Genomic DNA, 19,596 nt, shown 5'->3' on the forward strand with positions numbered 1-19,596 from the left:
TCGTTTTGTTTATGAGACAGCGGTTATGAAAAAGGATTAGCAGCTTTTATAGCGGATTGCACTTTTATATGATGCTGAAGGGGAATTTTTTTAACTGAAGAAGCGGGAATAGAGTCAAGAAGAGAAAATATGCTTTCGTCTTCAAACCAATCTTCTTTTCTTAAAAAAAGATGTACGCGGTCTCCCCAGCTCATAGTTAAAGTCGGGCTATAGAGTTTTTTGGAATGAGTTCTGTCATTTGTAAATATATCTGAATTATAATCGCTTCGAGACCCTGTATGAGGGTGTTTAAGGCTAAAGGTATAAATAGCATCATGCAAGTTTGAATAAAAAAGAAGAACGTATAGGGTTTTTCCCACTTCAATCCGTCTTATCACAGACTCAAAATGGTACACTTTCGTTCCACATAAATCAATTTTGTTACCTGAATAATAGGGAAAGACGATTTGAGTCATACCGAGAAAATTTTGAGTGTGAAACTGCCAAGAGTGAAGAACATCACGCTGAAACTCTTTTTTAAAGAGAACATTTTTTTCGATATGATACTGTTCGTTCACAATCAGGGCTATTGATAAGAGCGTTTTGTTTCTATGCTGCCAAAAGTCATTCCAAACAGCTTTCATAAAAGAAGATATGTGAAAGGCGGGGAGTAAATGAAACAGATTGTTGTTTTGCTCTTTGCTTTTTTCATAGAGTAACAGCTGAGCGTAAGCATCATGAAATATCGCTGAGTTGGAATGTTCTAAAAACAAGAAGTATGCGTGCTGTTTCTCTGATGAAAGCAGGGATTTTATTAAGGTAGTGGAGAGATCTGTCATATAATAGCCGCCGTTCCGTGAAACTAAGTGTGCTAAAAGAGCCCAGTGAATTTCAGGGTGTTTTTGATAATAGTCCAAATAAGCTTGTGTACGTGTAACATTGTTTTGATTAGCTTTTTTTACTTTTCTTCGAATTTCTTTAATCCATTTTACATCTTCTCCAATAAAAGAGAGCGGGAGAATAGCAGGAGGTTTGTGCTGCATCATCTGCTGCAGACGAAGAACATCCTCCAATCTAATGAGGGGATTTGTGTCAGTAGAAGTCATGTTAAGCCTCCTTTGAAACGTTTAACTATTTTAAAAAAGGGTAAGGGACTTTTTGAAACCTTTATAACATTTCGTACGTATAAAGGGTAACAAATGTTAAGAAAAGAGGTTTTCTTTATGTTCAGAAAAATATTTGAATCATTAACTGGATCTAAACATCGCCGCTACAGCAGCAGTGATCGACACTACCGACGTCCACGCCACTACAGCAGCAGTGATCATCATCACAGACGTCCGCGTCACCATAGCAGCAGTAGCGATTATAAACGAAGCAAATATTATGACAGCCACAGTCATTCAAAATATGGTCATCACCATTACAAGCGTAAACGCAAAAGCGGAAGCTTCTTCTCAAGCTTTTTCTCAAGTTGATTTGGAATGAAAAATCGAATGTTCAAACACTTTCATCGCTGGCTAGTTGACCGTCCTTTTAAAAAAGGAACAGTCATTTGTGAGCGCTATGAAATCATAAATGTACTGGGAATGGGGAGCTATGGTATAACATATGTTGCTAGTGACATTGTGCAACAAAAAGAGGTAGTAATAAAGCAGCTCCGCAAAACGAAGCAGCGCACGCCTCAGGGGCTGAAGTCTTTTCATTATGAAGCAAAACTGCTGTCTCAACTAGATCATCCTCAAATTCCTTCGCTGTATGAAGCTGTTGAAATAGATGAAGGGTGTTTTCTAGTGATGGAGTTGATTCAAGGAAAAACGTTTGAAGATTTAATTTTTGAAGAGAAGCGCGTATATACAGAAGAAAAAGCGCTTGACATTTTACTTGATATTCTAAAAGTAGTTTCCGTTATTCATGAGCAAGGAATCGTTCACCGTGATCTTCGTATTCCAAACATTATCGATGTTAACGGGACCATTTATGTTATTGACTTTGGTCTTGCAAGATTTTTGGGAGCTCATGAAGAAACAAGCAGCCTTATAGAAGAACAGCAGTTTATGAGACAAACATCGGTTGCAAGCGATATCTATGCGCTTGGTCATTTTCTTTTATTTTTATTGTATTCTGGTTATGAGCCGACGGATAAACAAGAAAAAAGCTGGGAACAAGAGCTAAGCTTGTCGGCGCCCATTAAAACCATCATTCAAAAAATGCTGAGAGCAGATGAAGCGTATGAAAGTATTAAAAGTTTACAAAAAGACATTTATGACTATATAAATAGTAAGAACTCGGGGAGGGAAAAGCATGGCGCTATTTAATAAAGCGTTAGCCCGCATTGGAATTGGTGCAGCGCGAGTGGATGCTAAGCTTGTCAATGATGAATTTCGTGCTGGTGAAACGATTGAAGGGATTGTTGAAGTGTACGGCGGAAATGTTGAGCAGAAAATTGACAGCATCTATCTGCGTCTATTCACAACCTATGTAAAAGAAAGAGACGATAAAAAATACAAGCAGGACATTGAACTTAATACGTTTAAGATTAACGACCCGTTTACGATTCAACCATCTGAAACCAAGTCTATTCCTTTTACCTTTCAGCTGCCTGATGATACGCCTGTTACATTAGGGAGAACCCGAGTGTGGGTGGCGACGAGCCTCGATATTAAAGATGCGGTTGATCCGTCGGATATTGATCATGTAAAAGTGCTCCCTAACCTTATGGTAACAAGCACAATTGAAGCGATGGAACAGCTTGGCTTTCGCTTGCGCCAAGTCGAGTGCGAAGAAGCTCCTCGCAGGATGAGAAAAAGACTTCCTTTTGTTCAAGAATTTGAATTTGTTCCAAGCAGTGGAGTGTACGCTGGGAAAGTAGATGAAATTGAAATCATCGTGCAGCCGAGCGGCTTACATGACTACGATTTATTTATAGAAGTAGATCGACGGGCCAGAGGGTTTGGGGGTTTTTTATCTGAAATGCTGGATGCAGACGAGTCGCTCGTTCATGTTCATGTTTCTGAAAAAGAAATTCCTCAGTTAAAAAATAGATTAACCAATATTATTTCACGCTATAGCTAACGTGCATAGCTCTCCTTTATTTTTCGTATATTAAAGACAGTAAAAAGAAAGGAGAGAGGTATATGCCGCAATCAAAACAAACGAAAAAAATAAATGCAAAAGAGGAATTTTCGGCTGAATTTGTCGTTCATCAAGCTCCCAAGCCGGAAGACTATATTCAGCCAAAACGTGTGAATAAGTAAAGCATGTAGCACGCTACATGCTTTTTCTTTTAATAGGTTGGAGGAAATAAAAAATGGTAAATCGCACTACAAAATATTCTCTATTTATTGTATCGCTTTTAGCTTTCTTTTTACTCATTTTATTTACGTTTAATACACCTTGGGTGAAACAGCTTGACTTTAATGTACTTCATACCATTGAAGGATGGAGGACGGATACGTTAACACCCATCATCATATTTATAACAACTGTAGGATCTTGGTATGTCACTGCGCCAATATGGTTTGCCATTATAGTATTTCTTCTTTATAAACGAAAAGGATTGCTCGCTTTATATATCACGCTTGTTTTTTGGGGAGTTCGCGCTTTAAATTGGGGATTGAAGGAGATTTTTGCAAGACCAAGACCTGATTGGAGTCAAGTCGTTCCCGCCTCTCACTATAGTTTTCCGAGCGGACATGCCATGAACTCAATGGCGTTTTACAGCGGAGTGCTTTTGTTAATATGGATGTATACAAGAAGCAGGGCTATTAAAACGGCAGCTGCATGCGTAATTGCTATTATTATTTTATTAATTGGATTTAGCCGTTTGTATTTAGGCGTACACTTTTTAACGGATATACTAGCAGGATATTGTTTAGGACTTGCTTGGTCCTTAGGGGTCTACCTACTTTCTAAGCGCCTATATAACCAAAAATAGGAGCAATGGTTACATTTTTTTCGTTAATATTTCATTTTGTTTAAGTAGGCCTATTGATTCATCCATTCAAAAACAACTAATGATAAAATGGGAAACAAATATTTTATGTACATGTTTAATAAGAAAAAACTAGTAATTTCGACAAAAAACGTTTTGATTCGATAAAGGGTTTTCGGATTTTATCACTAATTATATAAGAATACATGACGTAAAAGAGTAAATACTTGCTTTTGGGTGGAGGGAAGAATGTTGAGTGTGTGGACCACAATAAAAAAACAATTCAATATTAGCACAGAATATGATGTAACCATTATGCAAACAGAAGAAAAAGGTGAAAAGCGCGGATATAAGCCTGTCCATCGTCTAACGATTACAGCATTCGATCATCAAGACGCAGCAACACAAGTATTTCAGATGTTTAATATTGCTGATAATTTACCAAAAGATTGTGATGCGAGATTTATTAGCACAGGCGATATTTTGTTAATTGATGAAGGTACTCGAGGGAAGTATTACTACAAGCTATGGACAGACGGCTGGCAAAAAGTGAATCGCCTGCACGTACGTTAAACATAAGGTAAAAGCGACCTATCTGGCCGCTTTTTATTTATATGTTGACTCTTAGTAATCACGAGTATGATGACCAGGGCCATTTTTTCGGTTTGTTGCTGAATATTCATCTCCATGGGCTTCATGTTCTGCTATAATTGCTTCTTTTGGAATGTGATTATTCTTTTTAGGCGAATTAATTCGGTTGCGATGTTTTTTTCCCATACATATCACCTCAGCTAAAGTTAGTAAATCCCTTGCGCTATTAGCGTACCCTTATATAAAAAGACATACTACGCCATTTTTTGGGCAGTATGTCTTTTTATTTTTGACGCATAATGTTAGAAGTAAATAGACATGCAAGGGATACAATATGGTATAGTGAAAGCGTAAGATTTTTTACATATAGGAGGTACGAAATGAGCGTACATATTGGGGCAAAACAAGGTGATATTGCAGAAACTATTTTACTTCCAGGTGATCCACTTCGTGCAAAATACATTGCAGAAACGTTTTTAGAAGACGTAACTTGCTATAACGAAGTGCGCGGTATGCTTGGATTTACAGGAACATATAAAGGAAAGCGCGTTTCTGTTCAAGGAACGGGAATGGGTGTACCATCGATTGCTATTTATGTAAATGAACTAATGAATGAATATGGTGTTCAAAACCTAATTCGCGTGGGTACATGCGGAGCAATCCAAAAAGATGTAAAAGTACGTGACGTTATTTTAGCCATGTCTTCGTCAAGTGATTCACAAATGAACCGCGTTAAATTTGGTCCTATTGACTACGCACCGACAGCTAACTTTGATTTATTAAAGCGCGCTTACGATGCAGGTGTTGAAAAAGGCCTTCAGTTAAAAGTAGGAAGTGTATTTACATCTGATCAATTTTACAATGAAGACGGCCAGCTAGAAAAATTAGCAGCTCACGGCGTATTGGCAGTTGAAATGGAAACGACGGCTCTGTATACGCTAGCCGCTAAATACGGCCGTAATGCTTTGTCGGTTTTAACAGTAAGTGATCACATCTTCACTGGTGAAGAAACAACGTCAGAAGAACGTCAAACGACGTTTAACGATATGATTGTTGTTGCGCTTGAAGCAGCAATTAATGAATGAACATAATTTCATTTCGTTTATTTGCTGAATGGCAGCGAAATGCTGCCGCGTAACAAATAAAAAGACGAGAAGCAATCAAGCTTCTCGTCTTTTTATTTGTGAAAATTAATTGTTTCCAAATAGGAAATTGTATGGTACGATTTGATACGTTAAAAACGGCCTTGATTTTCGTGAAAGTCGAAAATCGTATAAAAAATTCATAAGAGGTGATAAACCATCATGATGGCAAGTATTAAACAGCAGTGGTTTTCAAACGTTCGAGCAGACATTTTGTCAGGGATGACAGTTGCTCTTGCGCTTATTCCAGAAGCCCTTGCTTTTTCCATTATCGCCGGTGTCGATCCTATGGTTGGTCTGTATGCATCTTTTTGTATGGCAATTGTGATTGCTTTTACAGGTGGAAGACCAGCTATGATTTCAGCTGCAACAGGAGCAATGTCTTTATTGATGATTAACTTAGTCAAAGATCACGGCATTGAGTATTTATTTGCAGCTACTGTTTTAACCGGAATTATTCAAATTTTACTTGGTGTTTTGAAAGTAGGAAGGTTTTTATCGTTTCTTCCTCAAACAGTGATGATTGGCTTTGTAAATGCGCTCGGTATTTTGATTTTTACCGCACAGCTTCCGCATTTTGAAGGAGCAAATTGGATGATGTACGCAATGGTAGCCGGAACGCTGCTCATCGTCTACTTATTTCCGCTCATGACCAAGGCAATACCATCTCCGCTTGTTGCCATTGTCTTGATGACGATTGTAGCGATTGTCTTTCATTTAGATTTAAAAACGGTAGGAGATATGGGGAATATTACGCGTTCGCTGCCGGTTCTTCACTTTCCAAAGGTTGATTTATCAGTGGAGACACTGGTCATCATTTTACCTTATTCGCTTCCTTTAGCGATTGTAGGCTTACTTGAATCTATGCTAACGGCAACGGTGCTGGACGAAATTACAGATACGCCTTCAAATAAAAATAAAGAAGCGCGCGGTCAAGGCATCGCTAATATTGTAACAGGTTTCTTTGGAGGGATGGCTGGCTGTGCCATGATTGGACAATCTATGATTAATGTAAAATCAGGGGGACGTGGAAGGTTATCTACCTTAGTCGCCGGAGTCTTTTTATTGTTCTTAATTATGGTGCTTGGCGATGTTGTTAAACAAATTCCAATGGCTGCTCTTGTAGGCGTTATGTTTATGGTAGCTGCCGGTACATTTGATTGGCAGTCCCTTAAAGACTTAACGAAATATCCGCTATCGGATGCCATTGTAATGGTTGTTACGGTGGTTATCGTATTGTTTACACATAACTTAGCATTAGGAGTAATGGTAGGTATTGTTTTAAGTACGATTGTATTTGGCTGGAAGATGGCTAAAATCAAAACAACTTCACAAAAAGAAGGCAATATGAAGCAATACAGGGTTTCAGGGCAATTATTTTTTGCTACCATCAGTTTCTTTATGGATGAATTTCAGTATGAAACAGACCCAGATACCATCATTATTGATTTTAGTTCTTCTCATATATGGGATCAATCGGCCGTGATCGGCATCTCAAAAATTATCGATAAGTATGAGCGATTGAATAAAAAGGTTATTGTAAAAGGATTAAATGAAGACAGTAAAAAAATCGTTAGGCAGATTGGCTTAACGTCGCTGTCGAACAAATAAAAGGTGTGCAGTAGCACACCTTTTTTACTTGTTTCGTTTTAGTAGCTGTATGAGCCAGGTGGAAAAAGAAGTTGTAGATGAAGGTGCGGATGTCTGTTTTAACAAAATAGCATAGGCTTTGCGACGATATTGGTAATCAAGCATGCATATCTACTCCTTTTAAAACAGATTTTGAAAGCGTTTTCTTTATTGTAGCATGCTTAATAGGGAGATAAAAGAAAAAAGAGAGACCATTGTCTCTCTTTAATCATTTCCAAACATATAGCGTTTGTGATGCCATGAGATTCCAAACATCAGACCCATTGCAAACATGTTCCCCATCAGTGAACTACCTCCATATGAAATAAAAGGAAGTGGAATTCCGGTAATAGGTAAGACTTGAATGGTCATACCGATATTTTGAAATACGTGGAACGTAAGCATTGAAATAACGCCTACACATAAGTAAGAATTGAATTCATTTTTTGTTTCAAGCCCTAGCTTGATCAAGTAATAAACGAGTACGAAGAAAAGACTAATAACAATGCTGGCGCCTATAAAGCCAAACTCTTCTCCAATAACCGCAAAAATAAAGTCGGTCTGTCCTTCTGGCAAATAGACAACTCCATTTCCGATCCCTTTACCGTTTACCATTCCTGACCCAATCGCATCTAACGATTTCTTTAAATGATAGCCCTCTCCCGAACTATACGACTCAGGATCAAGCCAAGAATAAATACGTCCAAATTGGTATTGCTTAACCCCTAAATACTTTTCTAATAAGTTAGGTGCATAAACAACAAGTCCCAAAATAACAGAACCAACCGCTGTAATACCTAAAAATGCAGGCGCGATGATTTTCCAGCTTACGCCTGAAACAAATACAAGTCCAACTGTGATTGCTAAGAACACAAGAGCGGTACCTAAGTCAGGCTGCTGCATGATTAACAATAAAGGTAAAGCAAGTACAGCGCCTAGTTTACCAAGCAGTAAAAAGTCTTCTCTTACTGTTCGGATACGATATTTTTCATTGTGTTTAACAATGACCGTACTCAGTGTGATAATCAAAAACACTTTCATAAACTCTGATGGCTGCAACGAGAAGCCGGGAAGTGTGAACCAACTTTTTGCCCCGTTAATTTCTCTGGCAATACTTGAAGGAGCCACTAGTAAAAGAAGCAATAAAAAGTTCCCAAATCCATAAAAAACCCACGTTAGCTTTTGAAGCTGATCGGAGTCAAAACGCATGACAAATCCTATAATCACCATTCCAATAATATAAAAAACAACTTGTTGCGCTACGAAGTTCTTATCATACTGCCCAATTTTTTCAGCACTATGGATTGCCACAACGCTTACGCAAAACAATAGGAAGATTAGGAAAGCCAAGTTCCAGTCAAATCTACTAACATTTCTTTGATTTTCACCCATATTATTCACCTGTCACTATTAAATCTCATTCTTTCTTTATGATAAAAGAAAAATGCTGGTTTTTAATGCAAAGTCGATTAATGAAGAGTCGCACTAACCCCGCTTTGCAGTTTTTGCTTTGAATATAGACTTGCTAAAAGTAAGAAAAGATATGTCGCAAGCTGCGTTACCATACAGCCTTTTATTATACATGAATTATTCTATAACATAAATAGGAGAAATGATAACAATTTCTTTTTTCTAAAAACTCTATTTGTAAGGATTTATTCAATTCATCTTCTTTATCTCCTTAAAGGTTAATATGAAAACATATTATAGGAATTCATCTTTTTTTGCACGTGAAAAGATAAAGAAACATGTATATATATAACGAAAGAAAGGGGCAAATAGTTTCATATGAACGACTGAAAAATTCTAAACTGCAAGGACTAAATCTAGCAAGCTATACATATGAATAATAGTAAAGGTAAGAGAAAGTGTTCTACACTATCTTTTTCTACATGCAGATATTCAACTTCTTAGCTCCCTACAAGTAAACAGTCATAGTCTACTTTCTTATTGATGAACGTATGGAAGGCATAGGGTAGATTACCGAATAAGAGACACAGGATATTAGGAAAATAATAGATAGAGATTAATAGAATCATAACGTAGAGAGGTGTGTTTATGATTATTGGGGCAAGTGTGACAGCATTTTTATTATTATGGTGGACAATTTTTTATAGCGGTCGCTACTATCATTATGTTTCAGAACCTGTTGGCCAAAGAATTTCCCTTCACGTAGGAATACATGTCACCTTAGTGGTTGGGGTGAATGCATGTCTCTGGCTTGAGCAGCCGCTGTTTTTTTCTAGCATTTTAGCAGGGTGTGCAGGACTAGGAGCCGGATGGTTTGTAGGGATTCCTTTTTCGGTAAAAAGTATTTTAAGCGGAATAATGGGGGGGATAGGAACGAGTGTTAGTTTTTATATCTCTATGAGCATGTGGATGGGTCAATTTAACTGGCTATCTTTTTTATTGATAGGAACGAGCATTATTTTTAGCGGAAGCTCGTTATTTCAAGTGTTAAAATCGATTCCGTCATTTGAAAAGGTACTGGTGAAAAGGTGGGTTCAACATCCTTTGTTGATAGCGCCTATTTTGATTACCGTATTTTGGCTGTATAATTTTATTGAAAAGTATTTTCCGCAAGCAGATCCAACACGCAAGTAGTTTCCGTGTTGGATTTATTACTTTCTCCCATAAGGCTCCTCTTTAAGATTACCAAGTTTGACATCGTTCAATTAGTCTATAGAAGGTAAAAGTAGACATTCACCTATCTTCATTATGATGCATATTGTAACGTAGCAAGCATTATAAAGGGGGAGTGCGTATGTATCCATATCAATACGATCCACGTTTTCAAAATTTGTTTCCACCTGGAGGAGGCCAAGGGTTTCCGTCGTTTCCACCTGGAGGAGGAGGTCAGGGCTTTCCGCCGCCGCCACCTGGAGGAGGAGGTCAAGGCTTTCCACCGCCACCACCTGGAGGAGGGGGCCAAGGGTTTCCGCCGCAGGGAGGAGCGCAGCCACCTTCAAGTCCGCCGCCAGGTTTTATACCTGCACCAAAGCTAGGTTCAGGAGGTCCATCGCTTTATGCTGTTGATCCAGGCGCTATTTCAGGATGCTTATACCGATACACCTATATATGGCCGAGAAATGGTCGACCTTACTGGTTTTACCCAACCTTTGTGGGCAGACGCTCAGTTGCAGGATATCGCTGGACAGGATCTTTCTGGGTGTATGCTGGGGTAGATGTAAATCAAATTCGAGAATTTCAATGTGTATAAAACTCCGCTTGCGGAGTTTTTTTGTGCGAAAGGGTTGACGCATAAAAAATGGCGTTATATAATAAATCTCGAATTAAAGATAATTTGTTTAGTAATATCTCGAATTGATGATAATAGACACTTTTTAGGAGATGACATTTATGGCAAATGTATTATATGTAAAAGTAAATCCGCAGGTTAATGAAGCATCATTTTCAACTCGTTTAGCACAGGTTTTCTTAGATGAGTATAAAACAGCAAACCCGACTGATACAGTGACAACGCTTGATCTGTATAAAGAAACAGTTCCATTCATCGATGGAGATGTTTTAGCAGCATGGGGAAAAGCTGGAGCTGGTGAAGAATTATCAGCTGTTGAGTTAGAAAAAGTAACGCGTATGGGTGAATTAGTAGAGCAGTTTTTACAAGCTGACAAAGTTATTTTCTCAGCTCCAATGTGGAACTTAAGCTTCCCTCCACTAATGAAAGCATATATTGATAACATTTTAATTGCAGGAAAAACGTTTAAATATACTGAAAATGGTCCAGTAGGATTAGCTTCAGATAAAAAGGTAGTATTACTAGAAGCTCGTGGAGGCGTGTATTCAGAAGGCCCTGCGGCAGAGCTAGAATTTACTCAAAGCTATTTACGTACAGTAATGGGATTCATTGGTGTTCAAGATTTCCAACTGGTTGTTGCAGAAGGCATGGCTTACACGCCAGCAGAAGCAGACAATATTCTAGCAAAAGCATCTGAAAAAGCAAAAGAAGTTGCGTCAACGTTCTAATCTCAAGAGGCTGGGACAAAAGGATTTTAGACGAAGTGAAAAACGAACCACCGATCAATATGTTTGATTAGTGGTTCGTTTTTTTTTGTTACGGTAAACGTAGGTTTCATGTTTGTAAGTCTTTCTAGCAGTTGATAGGAGGGCAACCCGAAGACTCCTGCGGGAAAAGCGGAATAGGTGAGACACCACAGGAGCGTATGCGACGAGGAGGCTCAGCATCCGCCCGCGGAAAGCGAAGTCTTGCACGGAAATCAACTGCGGTGTCAAAAGCGGTTCGGCTCATGTATACGAGTTATTCGTCTTTAGATTGGATTCATTTGTTTATGTCTTAACCTCTTTTTTAGGTTTAAAATTCAATATCCACCCTTCAAAAGATGTATAAAGGGTTACATGAAGTGCGGCATAGAGAACGCACTTCTTATGAAAACCCGCATACATTTTTATTTACAAGATAAAAAAAGCATGGTTAAATAATGACCATGTTAATGTACCATCAGGATAGGAGAAGTTTTTCTGAAGAATCATTGGGGTATGCTACAAGTACAATCTAAAAAAGGGTGATTGAGATGTTTAAAAAATTATTTGGTAATAAGACAAAATCAAAAGAAACAACCGTTCTAGCTCCGCTTTCAGGTAATATTCTGCCAATCAGCGAAGTGCCAGATCCAGTGTTCGCACAGAAGATGATGGGAGACGGTTTTGCAATCGAACCTTCAGAAGGACAAGTTGTTTCACCCGTTGCTGGGGAAGTCGTTCAGCTTTTTCATACAAAACATGCGGTAGGCTTAAAAACAGAAGCCGGTACAGAAGTATTAATACATATCGGCCTTGAAACAGTGGCAATGGAAGGCGAAGGATTCGAAGCTCACGTAACACAAGGTGACAAAGTAAGTGTAGGAACACCTCTTATTACATTTGATTTAGCGCTTATTCAAGAAAAAGCGAAAAGCATTATCACACCAATTGTTATTACAAATAGTGATGCAAGTGAAAGTTTCGAAATTTTGGCTCAAGGGACGGTTCAAAAAGGCGAAACTGCTTGTGCAAAAGTAACGATGAAGTAATAAGCAAGGCCTTTTCCTTTAAGAAAGGAGAGCGCATTTGAAGATTTTAAAAGTGTTAAATAACAACGCCGTTGTCTTTAAGGAAGGCGGAGTTGAAAAGATTGCGATGGGTCCCGGCATCGCTTTTCAAAAAGGTAAAAATGATCTTATTAATGCTGCAAAAGTGGAGAAAGTCTTTGTCATGAAAGAAGAACAGGAAAAGTTTCAAGAACTATTAAAAAATCTTCCTGAAGAGCATATTCAAGTGGCGGAAGAAATCATTTCGTATGCTGAGCAGCAGCTTTCTGCTACTCTAAGTCATCATGTGCATATTGCTTTGAGCGATCATTTATCCTTTGCTGTCGAAAGGATAGCCCGCGGAATTTCCATCCAAAATAAATTGCTTAATGAAATTAAATCACTCTATCAGCCTGAGTATGAAATAGGAGTGTGGGCTCTTCAGCATATCAAAAAGAGGTTAGACATCACGATGCCGATCGATGAAGCTGGGTATATTGCGCTTCATATTCATACGGCGAAACTGAATTCACCAGGAATGCAGCAGCTCATGATGAATACAACGATTATTAATGAAATGGTTACGATTATAAAAAAAGAGCTGAATATGGAGATTGATGAAAACAGCATGTCCTATCAGCGTCTGCTGACTCACTTGCGCTTTGCGTTAAATCGTTTAGCGCAAAATGAACCTTTTCATGAGATGGATGAAGAGATGCTCGACGTATTAAAAGTCAAATATAAAAAATCTTATCAGTGTGCTGAAACGATAAAGCAATTTGTCAAAGAGGAGTACGACATTAATTTTCCAGAAGCGGAGTTAGGCTACATCACGCTTCACATTTGCCGAATAGAGCAAAGAATATAGAAAAAAGCATTGACGAATATTGTTGTATTGAGTACAATGAAAGCGTATTAATTGAATAATCGGGATTGTGACTGGTAAAGCAGGCAAGACCTAGAATACGCATAAAGGACAAGTGTGTCTTTTATAAGCGTGTTTTAGGTCTTGCTTTTTTTATGACATACAACAAGGAGGAAGTAAGATGGACGTAAAAGAAATTGCTAAAAAGCTTGTTCCGCTTTTGGGAGGAAAAGAAAATATTGCTAGTGCCCAGCACTGTGCTACGCGTTTGCGCCTCGTTATTCGAGATGAAAGCAAAATCGATCAAAAAGGTTTGGATGAAATAGAGGATGTAAAAGGGGCTTTTTCAAATTCAGGACAGTTTCAAATCATTTTTGGAACCGGTCTCGTTAATAAAATTCACGCTGCTTTTGTTAAAGAATTAGGCGCTGAAGAGGCTGCTGCCCCAGTAGATCACCAAGAAGAAATGAAAAAGAAGATGAACCCATTTGCCCGTTTTGCTCGCATGCTTTCCAATATTTTTGTTCCGATTATTCCAGCCATTGTAGCAAGCGGTTTATTAATGGGATTGCTCGGTATGATGAAAGCGTTCCACTGGGTCTCAGAAGATAGTGCGTTATTTGTTTTATTGGACATGTTCTCAGGCGCAGCATTTATCATTTTACCGATTTTAATCGGGTTTTCAGCTGCAAAAGAATTTGGTTCAAACCCTTATCTTGGAGCGGTTATCGGAGGGATTTTGACGCATCCGATGTTATTAAATCCATGGACATTAGCAGATGCTAAGCCAGAATATATGGATTTGTTTGGCTTAAGTATTCCGCTGATTGGCTATCAAGGTACGGTCGTTCCAATTTTATTAGCTATTTACGTGATGAGTAAAATTGAAAAGGGCCTGCGGAAAATTGTGCCGAATTCGGTTGATTTACTTGTTACGCCTTTTTTAACTGTTATTATCACGGGCTTTGTGTCACTTGTGTTTATTGGTCCTTTCGGCCGCTATATTGGAGATTTAATTTCCATTAGCCTTCAGTCTCTATACGATGTAGCCGGAGTGTTTGCAGGAATTTTGTTTGGTGGCTTATATTCAACCATTGTATTAACAGGCCTGCAGCATAGTTTTCATGCTATTGAAGCAGGGCTGCTTGCTAACCCGAAGATTGGTGTTAACTTCTTACTTCCTATTTGGGCCTGCGCGAATGTAGCGCAAGGAGGAGCAGGGCTGGCTGTTTACTTTAAGACGAAAAATGCCAAAACGAAAAAAATTGCGATTCCAGCTGCTATTTCTTCCTTCTTAGGAATTACAGAACCGATTATTTTTGGGGTCAACTTACGACTTCGCAAGCCATTTATTGCTGCAGCTATAGGCGGAGCAGCGGGGGGAGGCTACGTGGTACTTATGCACGTAGTAGCTAACGCCTACGGACTCACAGGTATTCCAATGATGGCCATTGCTGCACCGCTTGGTATGAGCAATTTAATTCACTATATCATCGGTATGATTATTTCTGTAGGTGTAGCATTTGGCGTTACGTGGTTCATGAAACTAAAAGAAGACTGAGAACCAGCGGTAAGCATACGAGAATAGAGAAGGGTATTAGATTTGCTCATCATATTTTATGGTGAGCAAATTTTGTGTCTTAAATATGAAACTTTTTAAAAAGTAATACGTAGAACAGCCAAAGAGATAAGTTGATGTTGTGTAACAGGAACGTAAATGCTACACTACATATATTGGATTGTACTATTATAGTCAGAAAGAGAGCTGGCACATGGAATTTTATCACGATCTTTTTCTATATGCGCCGTATTTATCTGCTTTCGTTTTATACATCCTCTGTTATTATATGCTTCGTGAAGCTAGGTTTACGGCTTTTCATGCGGAACCTGTCACCGACCATGTGAATGCAGGGATTGATCCTTCAGTATTAACAATATGGAAAAGACGAAATGTATTTATACATGTGTATAGAAAAACACCAGTTAAAGAGAAGAATAATGATGAAGAAGATCCTTTCCTTCTGAAAAACACTTCATACATTTAGTCATTATTAGGAGGAAAGAATATGAAAAGAAATAAAAAATTATTATTGCTTGGTTTAATGGGAGCGCTTCTTTTAGCTCTAGCCGGCTGTAGCAGTACAAAAACACCGGTCACGGCTACAAGCGGCGGATTCTGGGATCATTATTTTGTTTACCCTTTATCTATGGCATTAACGAAAATTGCTGAGTGGGCAGGCGGAAGCTATGGTCTGTCTATTATTATTGCAACGGTTATCATTCGTTTAGTTCTATTGCCGCTTATTTTAAAACAGCAAAAGAGCACGATGGCTATGCAAGCACTTCGTCCAGAGATGGAAAAGATTCAAAAGAAATATGCTGGTAAAAAAGATCCGGAAACACAGCAAAAGCAGCAAAAAGAAATGATGCAGCTTTACCAAACGCATAAAATTAATCCGGTTGGCGGATGTTTGCCAATCTTTATTCAAATGCCTATTATTATCGCATTTTATAATGCCATTGCACGAACGCATGAAATTGCGCAGCATTCATTCTTATGGGTAAGTTTAGGAAAGCCAGATCCTTACTTCATTTTACCGGTAGTTGCAGCGATTACGACATTCTTACAAATTCGTGTAAGTATGACGGATGAAATTCAACCTCCAATGAAAATGATGATGAACATTATGCCAATCTTCATCTTAGTAGCGGGAATTTCACTTCCATCTGCTCTTGCACTATATTGGGTAATTGGTAACTTATTCGGAATTGGACAAGGTTACTACTTGAAAAAACGTATGAGTTTATTAAAAGAAAAAGATGCGGCTAATAATGCAGCACAAGCTAAAACAAAGCCATCACCAAAATCTAAGTCAAAATCATAATATACAAAAAGCGCAGCTATCCGCTGCGCTTTTTTATTTTTTCAAAAATGTGATGAGATGAGGAGATTTGTGTAACGCTATAAAAAAAGACAGGAGTGAACATGGTGAAAAAAATAGCGTTATGTCTGCTTTTTCTTATGTTGTTCCCTATGCAAATAAATGCTGCCAATACAGTGAAGGTCAGTTTTATACGGCAAGGAAACCTATGGGTATATGATAACGGTACTGAAAGGCAGTTATCCTATGCACGTCATGCCTCTATGCCTCAATGGTCATCACATGGAGATATAGTTGCGTATGCAGAAAATGATTCTTTAATGATTGCACCGTTAAAAGGAAAACCGCTGCTTGTTGAACATGATGTGACTCATTATCAATGGTCACCGGTTGCCGAGGAGCTTGCGTATATTTCGAATGGAATCTTAGTATATTACAACGTTAAAACGCATGAAAAGAAGCGTGTAGCCATAGGAGTTGATCAGTTTTCATGGTTTCTGGAAGGAGATCGATTTTTAATTACGTCAGCTGCTGCGCTGGCGCCCACGGGATGGGGACCGGTAAAGCTATATACAGTGAGCAAATATGCAGGGTTAGATGTGGAAAAAGTAGAGGCTTTTACGACGCTTCCAGCAGAAAATGATTCATTTTTTGCGTATACAACAAGCAGCTTTAAATGGTCTCCTAACGGTCAATGGATTAGTTTTATCGCTATTCCAACGGCTTCGATGTCTGCAGATGCAAATAAGCTGTGCATCATTACAAAAGAAGGAAAAGCTTTTCAAGTGGTGGGAGATATGCTTAATGTACCCAATTGGTTTAAGTGGAGTAATGAAGAGCAAGTACTGGCATTTATTAATGGAGAAGGAAGATTTGCCACTGAAAATAAAAAGTTCACTCTAAAAGAGATGCCCGTTTTTAAAGAACATGTGTTTACGCCAAAAGGCTTCGCAGATTGGGATTTCACTTGGACAGAAAAAGATAACATCATCATTTCACGTGTGCCCGAAGCAGGGTGGTCGAATGATGAAAAAAAGAGGCCGCTGCCTTTTTTATATAGCATGAATGTAAAGACCAATAAGCAAAGTCAGTTCACATTTCCGCAAAAAGGCTTAGGCGATTACGCGCCTGTTTATCATAAAGCAACGAATCAAACGATGTGGATTCGTACAAATCGAAAACAAGCAAATCTTTTAACGCGCGTAAAAGATACGAAAAATGACAAGGTACTCATTTCAGATTTAGACCTGCCGGGAAATTATTATGAGCTGTATCGGTGGAATGAAGTATTTAGCGTGTACAGTCCTTAATAGCTAATTAAAACATAAGAAACTAAGGTGAAAAGATGAATATACGATTGTTGGCAAAAGAAGACGCTCACGTGTACTTTGCACTCCGTCTTCGTGCTTTAAAAGATCATCCCGAAAGTTTTATTTTAAGTTATGAAGAAGAATATGAAAAAGAAATTGCTGATATCAGAAATTATTTTCCAAGCAGCCAATCAGAATTTGTAGTAGGAGCTTTTATGGAAAGCCAGCTTGTAGGGATTGTAGGGTTTCAGCAGCAAAAGCCTTTAAAAGTTCAGCATAAAGGAGATATTTGGGGCATGTACGTAGCCCCTGAAGCAAGGGGGAAAGGTCTTGGGAAGAAGCTGTTAAAAGCCGCTGTTGAACAAGCTTTTTCCAAAACGAATGTTTTGCAAATCTACCTAGCTGTCGCTGCTAAAAATGAAGGGGCAAAAGCCCTATACAAAAGCCTCGGTTTTACTTCTTATGCGTACGAAAAAAGAGCTCTTCAAGTAGATGGTGAATTTATTGATGAAGAGCATATGGTATTGTCTATAAAAAGCCTTTGACCATATCAAAGGCTTTTTTGTACGGGAAAAATTTAGCTGAAACGTATAGAGATGGAAGCACATTCCCCATAAATATGCTATGATTTAACATATAGGATTATGGAGAGGCGAGGCAGCGGATGGAAAAACTGATTGAATTAAAAAATGTTGCAAAAGTATACAAAAAACATACCGTATTAGAAAACATTCATACGACCCTTTATAAAGGAGAGACTGTTGCGATTGTTGGAAAAAACGGGGCGGGAAAAAGTACGTTTTTAAAGCTAATTGGCGGATTATCTAAACCGACTAAAGGAACAATTCACCTTGATAAAGAAACCGGTACGCCTGGATTTGTGGTAGAGCAATTTCCTCAGGAGCTGCGTTTTACCCTAGCAGGTTATTTGCAGCACATGGGACGAATTCAAGGATTGTCTAAGAAAAAGCGCAGCTCTAGAATTGAAGAGCTGCTCGAAACTTTCGAAATGGTAGAGTTTAAACATGAAGAAATCGTTTCTTTTTCAAAAGGAATGAAGCAAAAAGTCAACATGATGCAAGCACTGCTGAGTTCTTCTAAGCTGCTATTGCTTGATGAACCTCTATCAGGATTAGATGCGCGTGCTCAGCTAGAAGTAGAACGAATTTTTACAAAGCTAAAAGAACGAGGGATGACCATTGTATTTACGTGTCATGAAGAAAGGCTCATACATGCTGTAGCAGATCGTGTTATCACCATTGGGTCACAGCGCATTTTAAAAAATGAGCGCGTTCAACTCATTGAGCATTTAACGGTTATTGAGGCAAATGTGATTCTTAATAAGCCACTTCGTTTATTAAAAGAAAAGTGCACGAAAATTGAACAGCACGGAAACTACTGGATTTTTTATATAGATAAAAAATATGTAAACGAGTTTCTTGCAGAATTACTTGCTGTTCAAGGTGAAGTTGTAAAGCTATATCATATGGAAAGGGAAGAAATTTAAGATGGGTGCATTGATTCGCTATCATTTTATTACATATATTAAATCGTATCGATATATTCCGCCGCTTGCACTTTATATTATTTCGCTGTGTATGAACTATACATATAGACCGAACCCGGTGCTTGATAGCTTTTTTAATACGGCGCTTTTCCTCTTTTTTCTAACCACTTGGTTTACAATGTCGCTGTTTCACGCGGAAGATTCCAGTCAAGAAGTTATTACAAAACTTCACGTAGGGAAAAAGAATAAGTACTTTACGAGCAAACTTATTAGCTGTGTTCTGCTGTTTACATTTTTATCAGCGGTTTCAATTGCCTATCCCGTGCTGCTTGATATGTTTGAAGTGGATATATCCACTAAGCAAATGGTGTTTGGGTTTATTATTCACTGGACGTTTAGTTTGCTTGGTATGAGCATAGGTCTTGTTTTTACAAGAGATGTTGTAAGAGAAGGCAGCTTATCGTGGTTTGGACCTCTATTTATTTTAATCATTACGCTTGCAGCGGCAGGCGTTTCATTTCCGTATCAAGGAGGGGGACTGCTGCTGTATGTATTGCCACCCGTATCTGCAATCATTCAATTTATTAACGATGGATTAAACAAGTTTTTAGTGTTTGGCTGGGCTTTGCTTTATGCCATAGCATTAATTAGCCTGTACTTGTGGAGAGCGAATAGAAGAGATGTATAAAGCATAAACACTTGCCGCGGC

General features: G+C 38.4%; 22 protein-coding genes. 19 read left to right on the top strand and 3 right to left on the bottom strand.

Translation table 11 applies throughout. The annotated features are described in order from the left end of the window. Positions 1-23 precede the first annotated feature (23 nt). On the bottom strand, positions 24-1,085 hold the full coding sequence (locus ACH0CI_RS04385) for a DUF2515 family protein (RefSeq protein ID WP_406900915.1): 1,062 nt from the start codon (positions 1,083-1,085) through the stop codon (positions 24-26). 117 nt (positions 1,086-1,202) lie between these two features. Here ACH0CI_RS04385 and ACH0CI_RS04390 point away from each other — a divergent pair, with 117 nt between their 5' ends. The 5 genes from ACH0CI_RS04390 (at position 1,203) to ACH0CI_RS04410 (ending at position 4,486) form a co-directional block, all read left to right on the top strand. Continuing rightward, a complete protein-coding gene (locus ACH0CI_RS04390) occupies positions 1,203-1,457 on the top strand; it encodes a hypothetical protein (protein WP_080754470.1) in 255 nt (84 codons plus the stop codon). A gap of 6 nt (positions 1,458-1,463) precedes the next feature. Beyond that, the gene (locus tag ACH0CI_RS04395; protein WP_047749946.1) at positions 1,464-2,297 is read left to right on the top strand and encodes a serine/threonine protein kinase; all 834 of its coding nucleotides are present in this window, start codon (positions 1,464-1,466) and stop codon (positions 2,295-2,297) included. Beyond that, complete coding sequence (locus tag ACH0CI_RS04400) at positions 2,284-3,054, top strand: sporulation protein (protein WP_335707721.1); 771 nt, start codon at positions 2,284-2,286, stop codon at positions 3,052-3,054. Before ACH0CI_RS04395 ends, ACH0CI_RS04400 begins: the two co-directional genes overlap by 14 nt. A 235-nt stretch (positions 3,055-3,289) precedes the next feature. Next, positions 3,290-3,916: a phosphatase PAP2 family protein gene (locus ACH0CI_RS04405; protein ID WP_071271278.1), complete on the top strand. Its 627-nt coding sequence runs from the start codon at positions 3,290-3,292 to the stop codon at positions 3,914-3,916. Between the two features lie 246 nt (positions 3,917-4,162). Then, entirely contained in the window at positions 4,163-4,486 is a 324-nt protein-coding gene (locus ACH0CI_RS04410; protein ID WP_013058713.1) for a hypothetical protein, read from the top strand. Between the two features lie 51 nt (positions 4,487-4,537). Here the strand turns inward: ACH0CI_RS04410 and ACH0CI_RS04415 are convergent, their stop codons facing one another. After that, positions 4,538-4,690 (bottom strand): hypothetical protein, encoded by a 153-nt coding sequence (locus tag ACH0CI_RS04415; RefSeq protein WP_013058712.1) that lies wholly within the window; start codon positions 4,688-4,690, stop codon positions 4,538-4,540. Between the two features lie 194 nt (positions 4,691-4,884). Here ACH0CI_RS04415 and deoD point away from each other — a divergent pair, with 194 nt between their 5' ends. Both deoD and ACH0CI_RS04425 read left to right on the top strand, forming a co-directional pair. Further along, a complete protein-coding gene (gene deoD, locus ACH0CI_RS04420) occupies positions 4,885-5,589 on the top strand; it encodes a purine-nucleoside phosphorylase (RefSeq protein WP_013058711.1) in 705 nt (234 codons plus the stop codon). Between the two features lie 219 nt (positions 5,590-5,808). Next, a complete protein-coding gene (locus tag ACH0CI_RS04425; protein ID WP_155007692.1) occupies positions 5,809-7,257 on the top strand; it encodes a SulP family inorganic anion transporter in 1,449 nt (482 codons plus the stop codon). Between the two features lie 243 nt (positions 7,258-7,500). On the opposite strand, the gene ACH0CI_RS04430 is transcribed toward ACH0CI_RS04425, so the two are convergent. After that, complete coding sequence (locus ACH0CI_RS04430; RefSeq protein ID WP_014458560.1) at positions 7,501-8,667, bottom strand: FtsW/RodA/SpoVE family cell cycle protein; 1,167 nt, start codon at positions 8,665-8,667, stop codon at positions 7,501-7,503. A 666-nt stretch (positions 8,668-9,333) separates the two neighbouring features. On the opposite strand from ACH0CI_RS04430, the gene ACH0CI_RS04435 reads away from it, so the two are divergent. The 12 genes from ACH0CI_RS04435 (at position 9,334) to ACH0CI_RS04490 (ending at position 19,575) form a co-directional block, all read left to right on the top strand. Continuing rightward, complete coding sequence (locus ACH0CI_RS04435; RefSeq protein ID WP_034270743.1) at positions 9,334-9,879, top strand: hypothetical protein; 546 nt, start codon at positions 9,334-9,336, stop codon at positions 9,877-9,879. A 160-nt stretch (positions 9,880-10,039) separates the two neighbouring features. After that, entirely contained in the window at positions 10,040-10,495 is a 456-nt protein-coding gene (locus ACH0CI_RS04440; protein ID WP_406900917.1) for a transporter, read from the top strand. 140 nt (positions 10,496-10,635) lie between these two features. Next, positions 10,636-11,262: an FMN-dependent NADH-azoreductase gene (locus ACH0CI_RS04445; RefSeq protein ID WP_328106757.1), complete on the top strand. Its 627-nt coding sequence runs from the start codon at positions 10,636-10,638 to the stop codon at positions 11,260-11,262. Positions 11,263-11,393: 131 nt separating this feature from the next. Next, positions 11,394-11,594, top strand: coding sequence for a hypothetical protein (locus ACH0CI_RS04450; RefSeq protein ID WP_406900919.1), 201 nt, complete (start codon positions 11,394-11,396; stop codon positions 11,592-11,594). A gap of 234 nt (positions 11,595-11,828) precedes the next feature. Further along, the gene (locus tag ACH0CI_RS04455; RefSeq protein WP_028415105.1) at positions 11,829-12,326 is read left to right on the top strand and encodes a PTS sugar transporter subunit IIA; all 498 of its coding nucleotides are present in this window, start codon (positions 11,829-11,831) and stop codon (positions 12,324-12,326) included. Positions 12,327-12,363: 37 nt separating this feature from the next. Further along, complete coding sequence (locus ACH0CI_RS04460) at positions 12,364-13,191, top strand: PRD domain-containing protein (RefSeq protein WP_048019898.1); 828 nt, start codon at positions 12,364-12,366, stop codon at positions 13,189-13,191. 178 nt (positions 13,192-13,369) lie between these two features. Further along, positions 13,370-14,749, top strand: a complete 1,380-nt coding sequence (locus ACH0CI_RS04465; protein ID WP_028415103.1) for a sucrose-specific PTS transporter subunit IIBC — start codon at positions 13,370-13,372, stop codon at positions 14,747-14,749. A gap of 505 nt (positions 14,750-15,254) precedes the next feature. Further along, positions 15,255-16,073 (top strand): membrane protein insertase YidC, encoded by an 819-nt coding sequence (gene yidC / locus ACH0CI_RS04470; protein ID WP_014458568.1) that lies wholly within the window; start codon positions 15,255-15,257, stop codon positions 16,071-16,073. 101 nt (positions 16,074-16,174) lie between these two features. Beyond that, positions 16,175-17,380 carry a TolB domain-containing protein gene (locus ACH0CI_RS04475; protein ID WP_335707717.1) on the top strand — a complete coding sequence of 402 codons (1,206 nt, stop codon included), beginning with the start codon at positions 16,175-16,177 and terminating at the stop codon, positions 17,378-17,380. A gap of 35 nt (positions 17,381-17,415) precedes the next feature. Next, positions 17,416-17,925 carry a GNAT family N-acetyltransferase gene (locus ACH0CI_RS04480; protein WP_406900920.1) on the top strand — a complete coding sequence of 170 codons (510 nt, stop codon included), beginning with the start codon at positions 17,416-17,418 and terminating at the stop codon, positions 17,923-17,925. 119 nt (positions 17,926-18,044) lie between these two features. Then, positions 18,045-18,887, top strand: a complete 843-nt coding sequence (locus ACH0CI_RS04485; protein ID WP_335707715.1) for an ATP-binding cassette domain-containing protein — start codon at positions 18,045-18,047, stop codon at positions 18,885-18,887. A 1-nt stretch (position 18,888) separates the two neighbouring features. Beyond that, positions 18,889-19,575, top strand: coding sequence for an ABC transporter permease (locus tag ACH0CI_RS04490; RefSeq protein ID WP_335707714.1), 687 nt, complete (start codon positions 18,889-18,891; stop codon positions 19,573-19,575). Positions 19,576-19,596 lie beyond the last annotated feature (21 nt).

Origin of the sequence: Priestia sp. 179-F W1.4 NHS (assembly GCF_045369295.1) — a bacterium.
Taxonomy (GTDB): Bacteria; Bacillota; Bacilli; order Bacillales; family Bacillaceae_H; genus Priestia; species Priestia zanthoxyli.

Coding starts and splice junctions, on each gene's coding strand:
- ACH0CI_RS04385 (WP_406900915.1), bottom strand. CDS start 1,085: ATGACTTCTACTGACACAAATCCCCTCATTAGATTGGAGGATGTTCTT.
- ACH0CI_RS04390 (WP_080754470.1), top strand. CDS start 1,203: ATGTTCAGAAAAATATTTGAATCATTAACTGGATCTAAACATCGCCGC.
- ACH0CI_RS04395 (WP_047749946.1), top strand. CDS start 1,464: ATGAAAAATCGAATGTTCAAACACTTTCATCGCTGGCTAGTTGACCGT.
- ACH0CI_RS04400 (WP_335707721.1), top strand. CDS start 2,284: ATGGCGCTATTTAATAAAGCGTTAGCCCGCATTGGAATTGGTGCAGCG.
- ACH0CI_RS04405 (WP_071271278.1), top strand. CDS start 3,290: ATGGTAAATCGCACTACAAAATATTCTCTATTTATTGTATCGCTTTTA.
- ACH0CI_RS04410 (WP_013058713.1), top strand. CDS start 4,163: ATGTTGAGTGTGTGGACCACAATAAAAAAACAATTCAATATTAGCACA.
- ACH0CI_RS04415 (WP_013058712.1), bottom strand. CDS start 4,690: ATGGGAAAAAAACATCGCAACCGAATTAATTCGCCTAAAAAGAATAAT.
- deoD (WP_013058711.1), top strand. CDS start 4,885: ATGAGCGTACATATTGGGGCAAAACAAGGTGATATTGCAGAAACTATT.
- ACH0CI_RS04425 (WP_155007692.1), top strand. CDS start 5,809: ATGATGGCAAGTATTAAACAGCAGTGGTTTTCAAACGTTCGAGCAGAC.
- ACH0CI_RS04430 (WP_014458560.1), bottom strand. CDS start 8,667: ATGGGTGAAAATCAAAGAAATGTTAGTAGATTTGACTGGAACTTGGCT.
- ACH0CI_RS04435 (WP_034270743.1), top strand. CDS start 9,334: ATGATTATTGGGGCAAGTGTGACAGCATTTTTATTATTATGGTGGACA.
- ACH0CI_RS04440 (WP_406900917.1), top strand. CDS start 10,040: ATGTATCCATATCAATACGATCCACGTTTTCAAAATTTGTTTCCACCT.
- ACH0CI_RS04445 (WP_328106757.1), top strand. CDS start 10,636: ATGGCAAATGTATTATATGTAAAAGTAAATCCGCAGGTTAATGAAGCA.
- ACH0CI_RS04455 (WP_028415105.1), top strand. CDS start 11,829: ATGTTTAAAAAATTATTTGGTAATAAGACAAAATCAAAAGAAACAACC.
- ACH0CI_RS04465 (WP_028415103.1), top strand. CDS start 13,370: ATGGACGTAAAAGAAATTGCTAAAAAGCTTGTTCCGCTTTTGGGAGGA.
- yidC (WP_014458568.1), top strand. CDS start 15,255: ATGAAAAGAAATAAAAAATTATTATTGCTTGGTTTAATGGGAGCGCTT.
- ACH0CI_RS04475 (WP_335707717.1), top strand. CDS start 16,175: ATGGTGAAAAAAATAGCGTTATGTCTGCTTTTTCTTATGTTGTTCCCT.
- ACH0CI_RS04480 (WP_406900920.1), top strand. CDS start 17,416: ATGAATATACGATTGTTGGCAAAAGAAGACGCTCACGTGTACTTTGCA.
- ACH0CI_RS04485 (WP_335707715.1), top strand. CDS start 18,045: ATGGAAAAACTGATTGAATTAAAAAATGTTGCAAAAGTATACAAAAAA.
- ACH0CI_RS04490 (WP_335707714.1), top strand. CDS start 18,889: ATGGGTGCATTGATTCGCTATCATTTTATTACATATATTAAATCGTAT.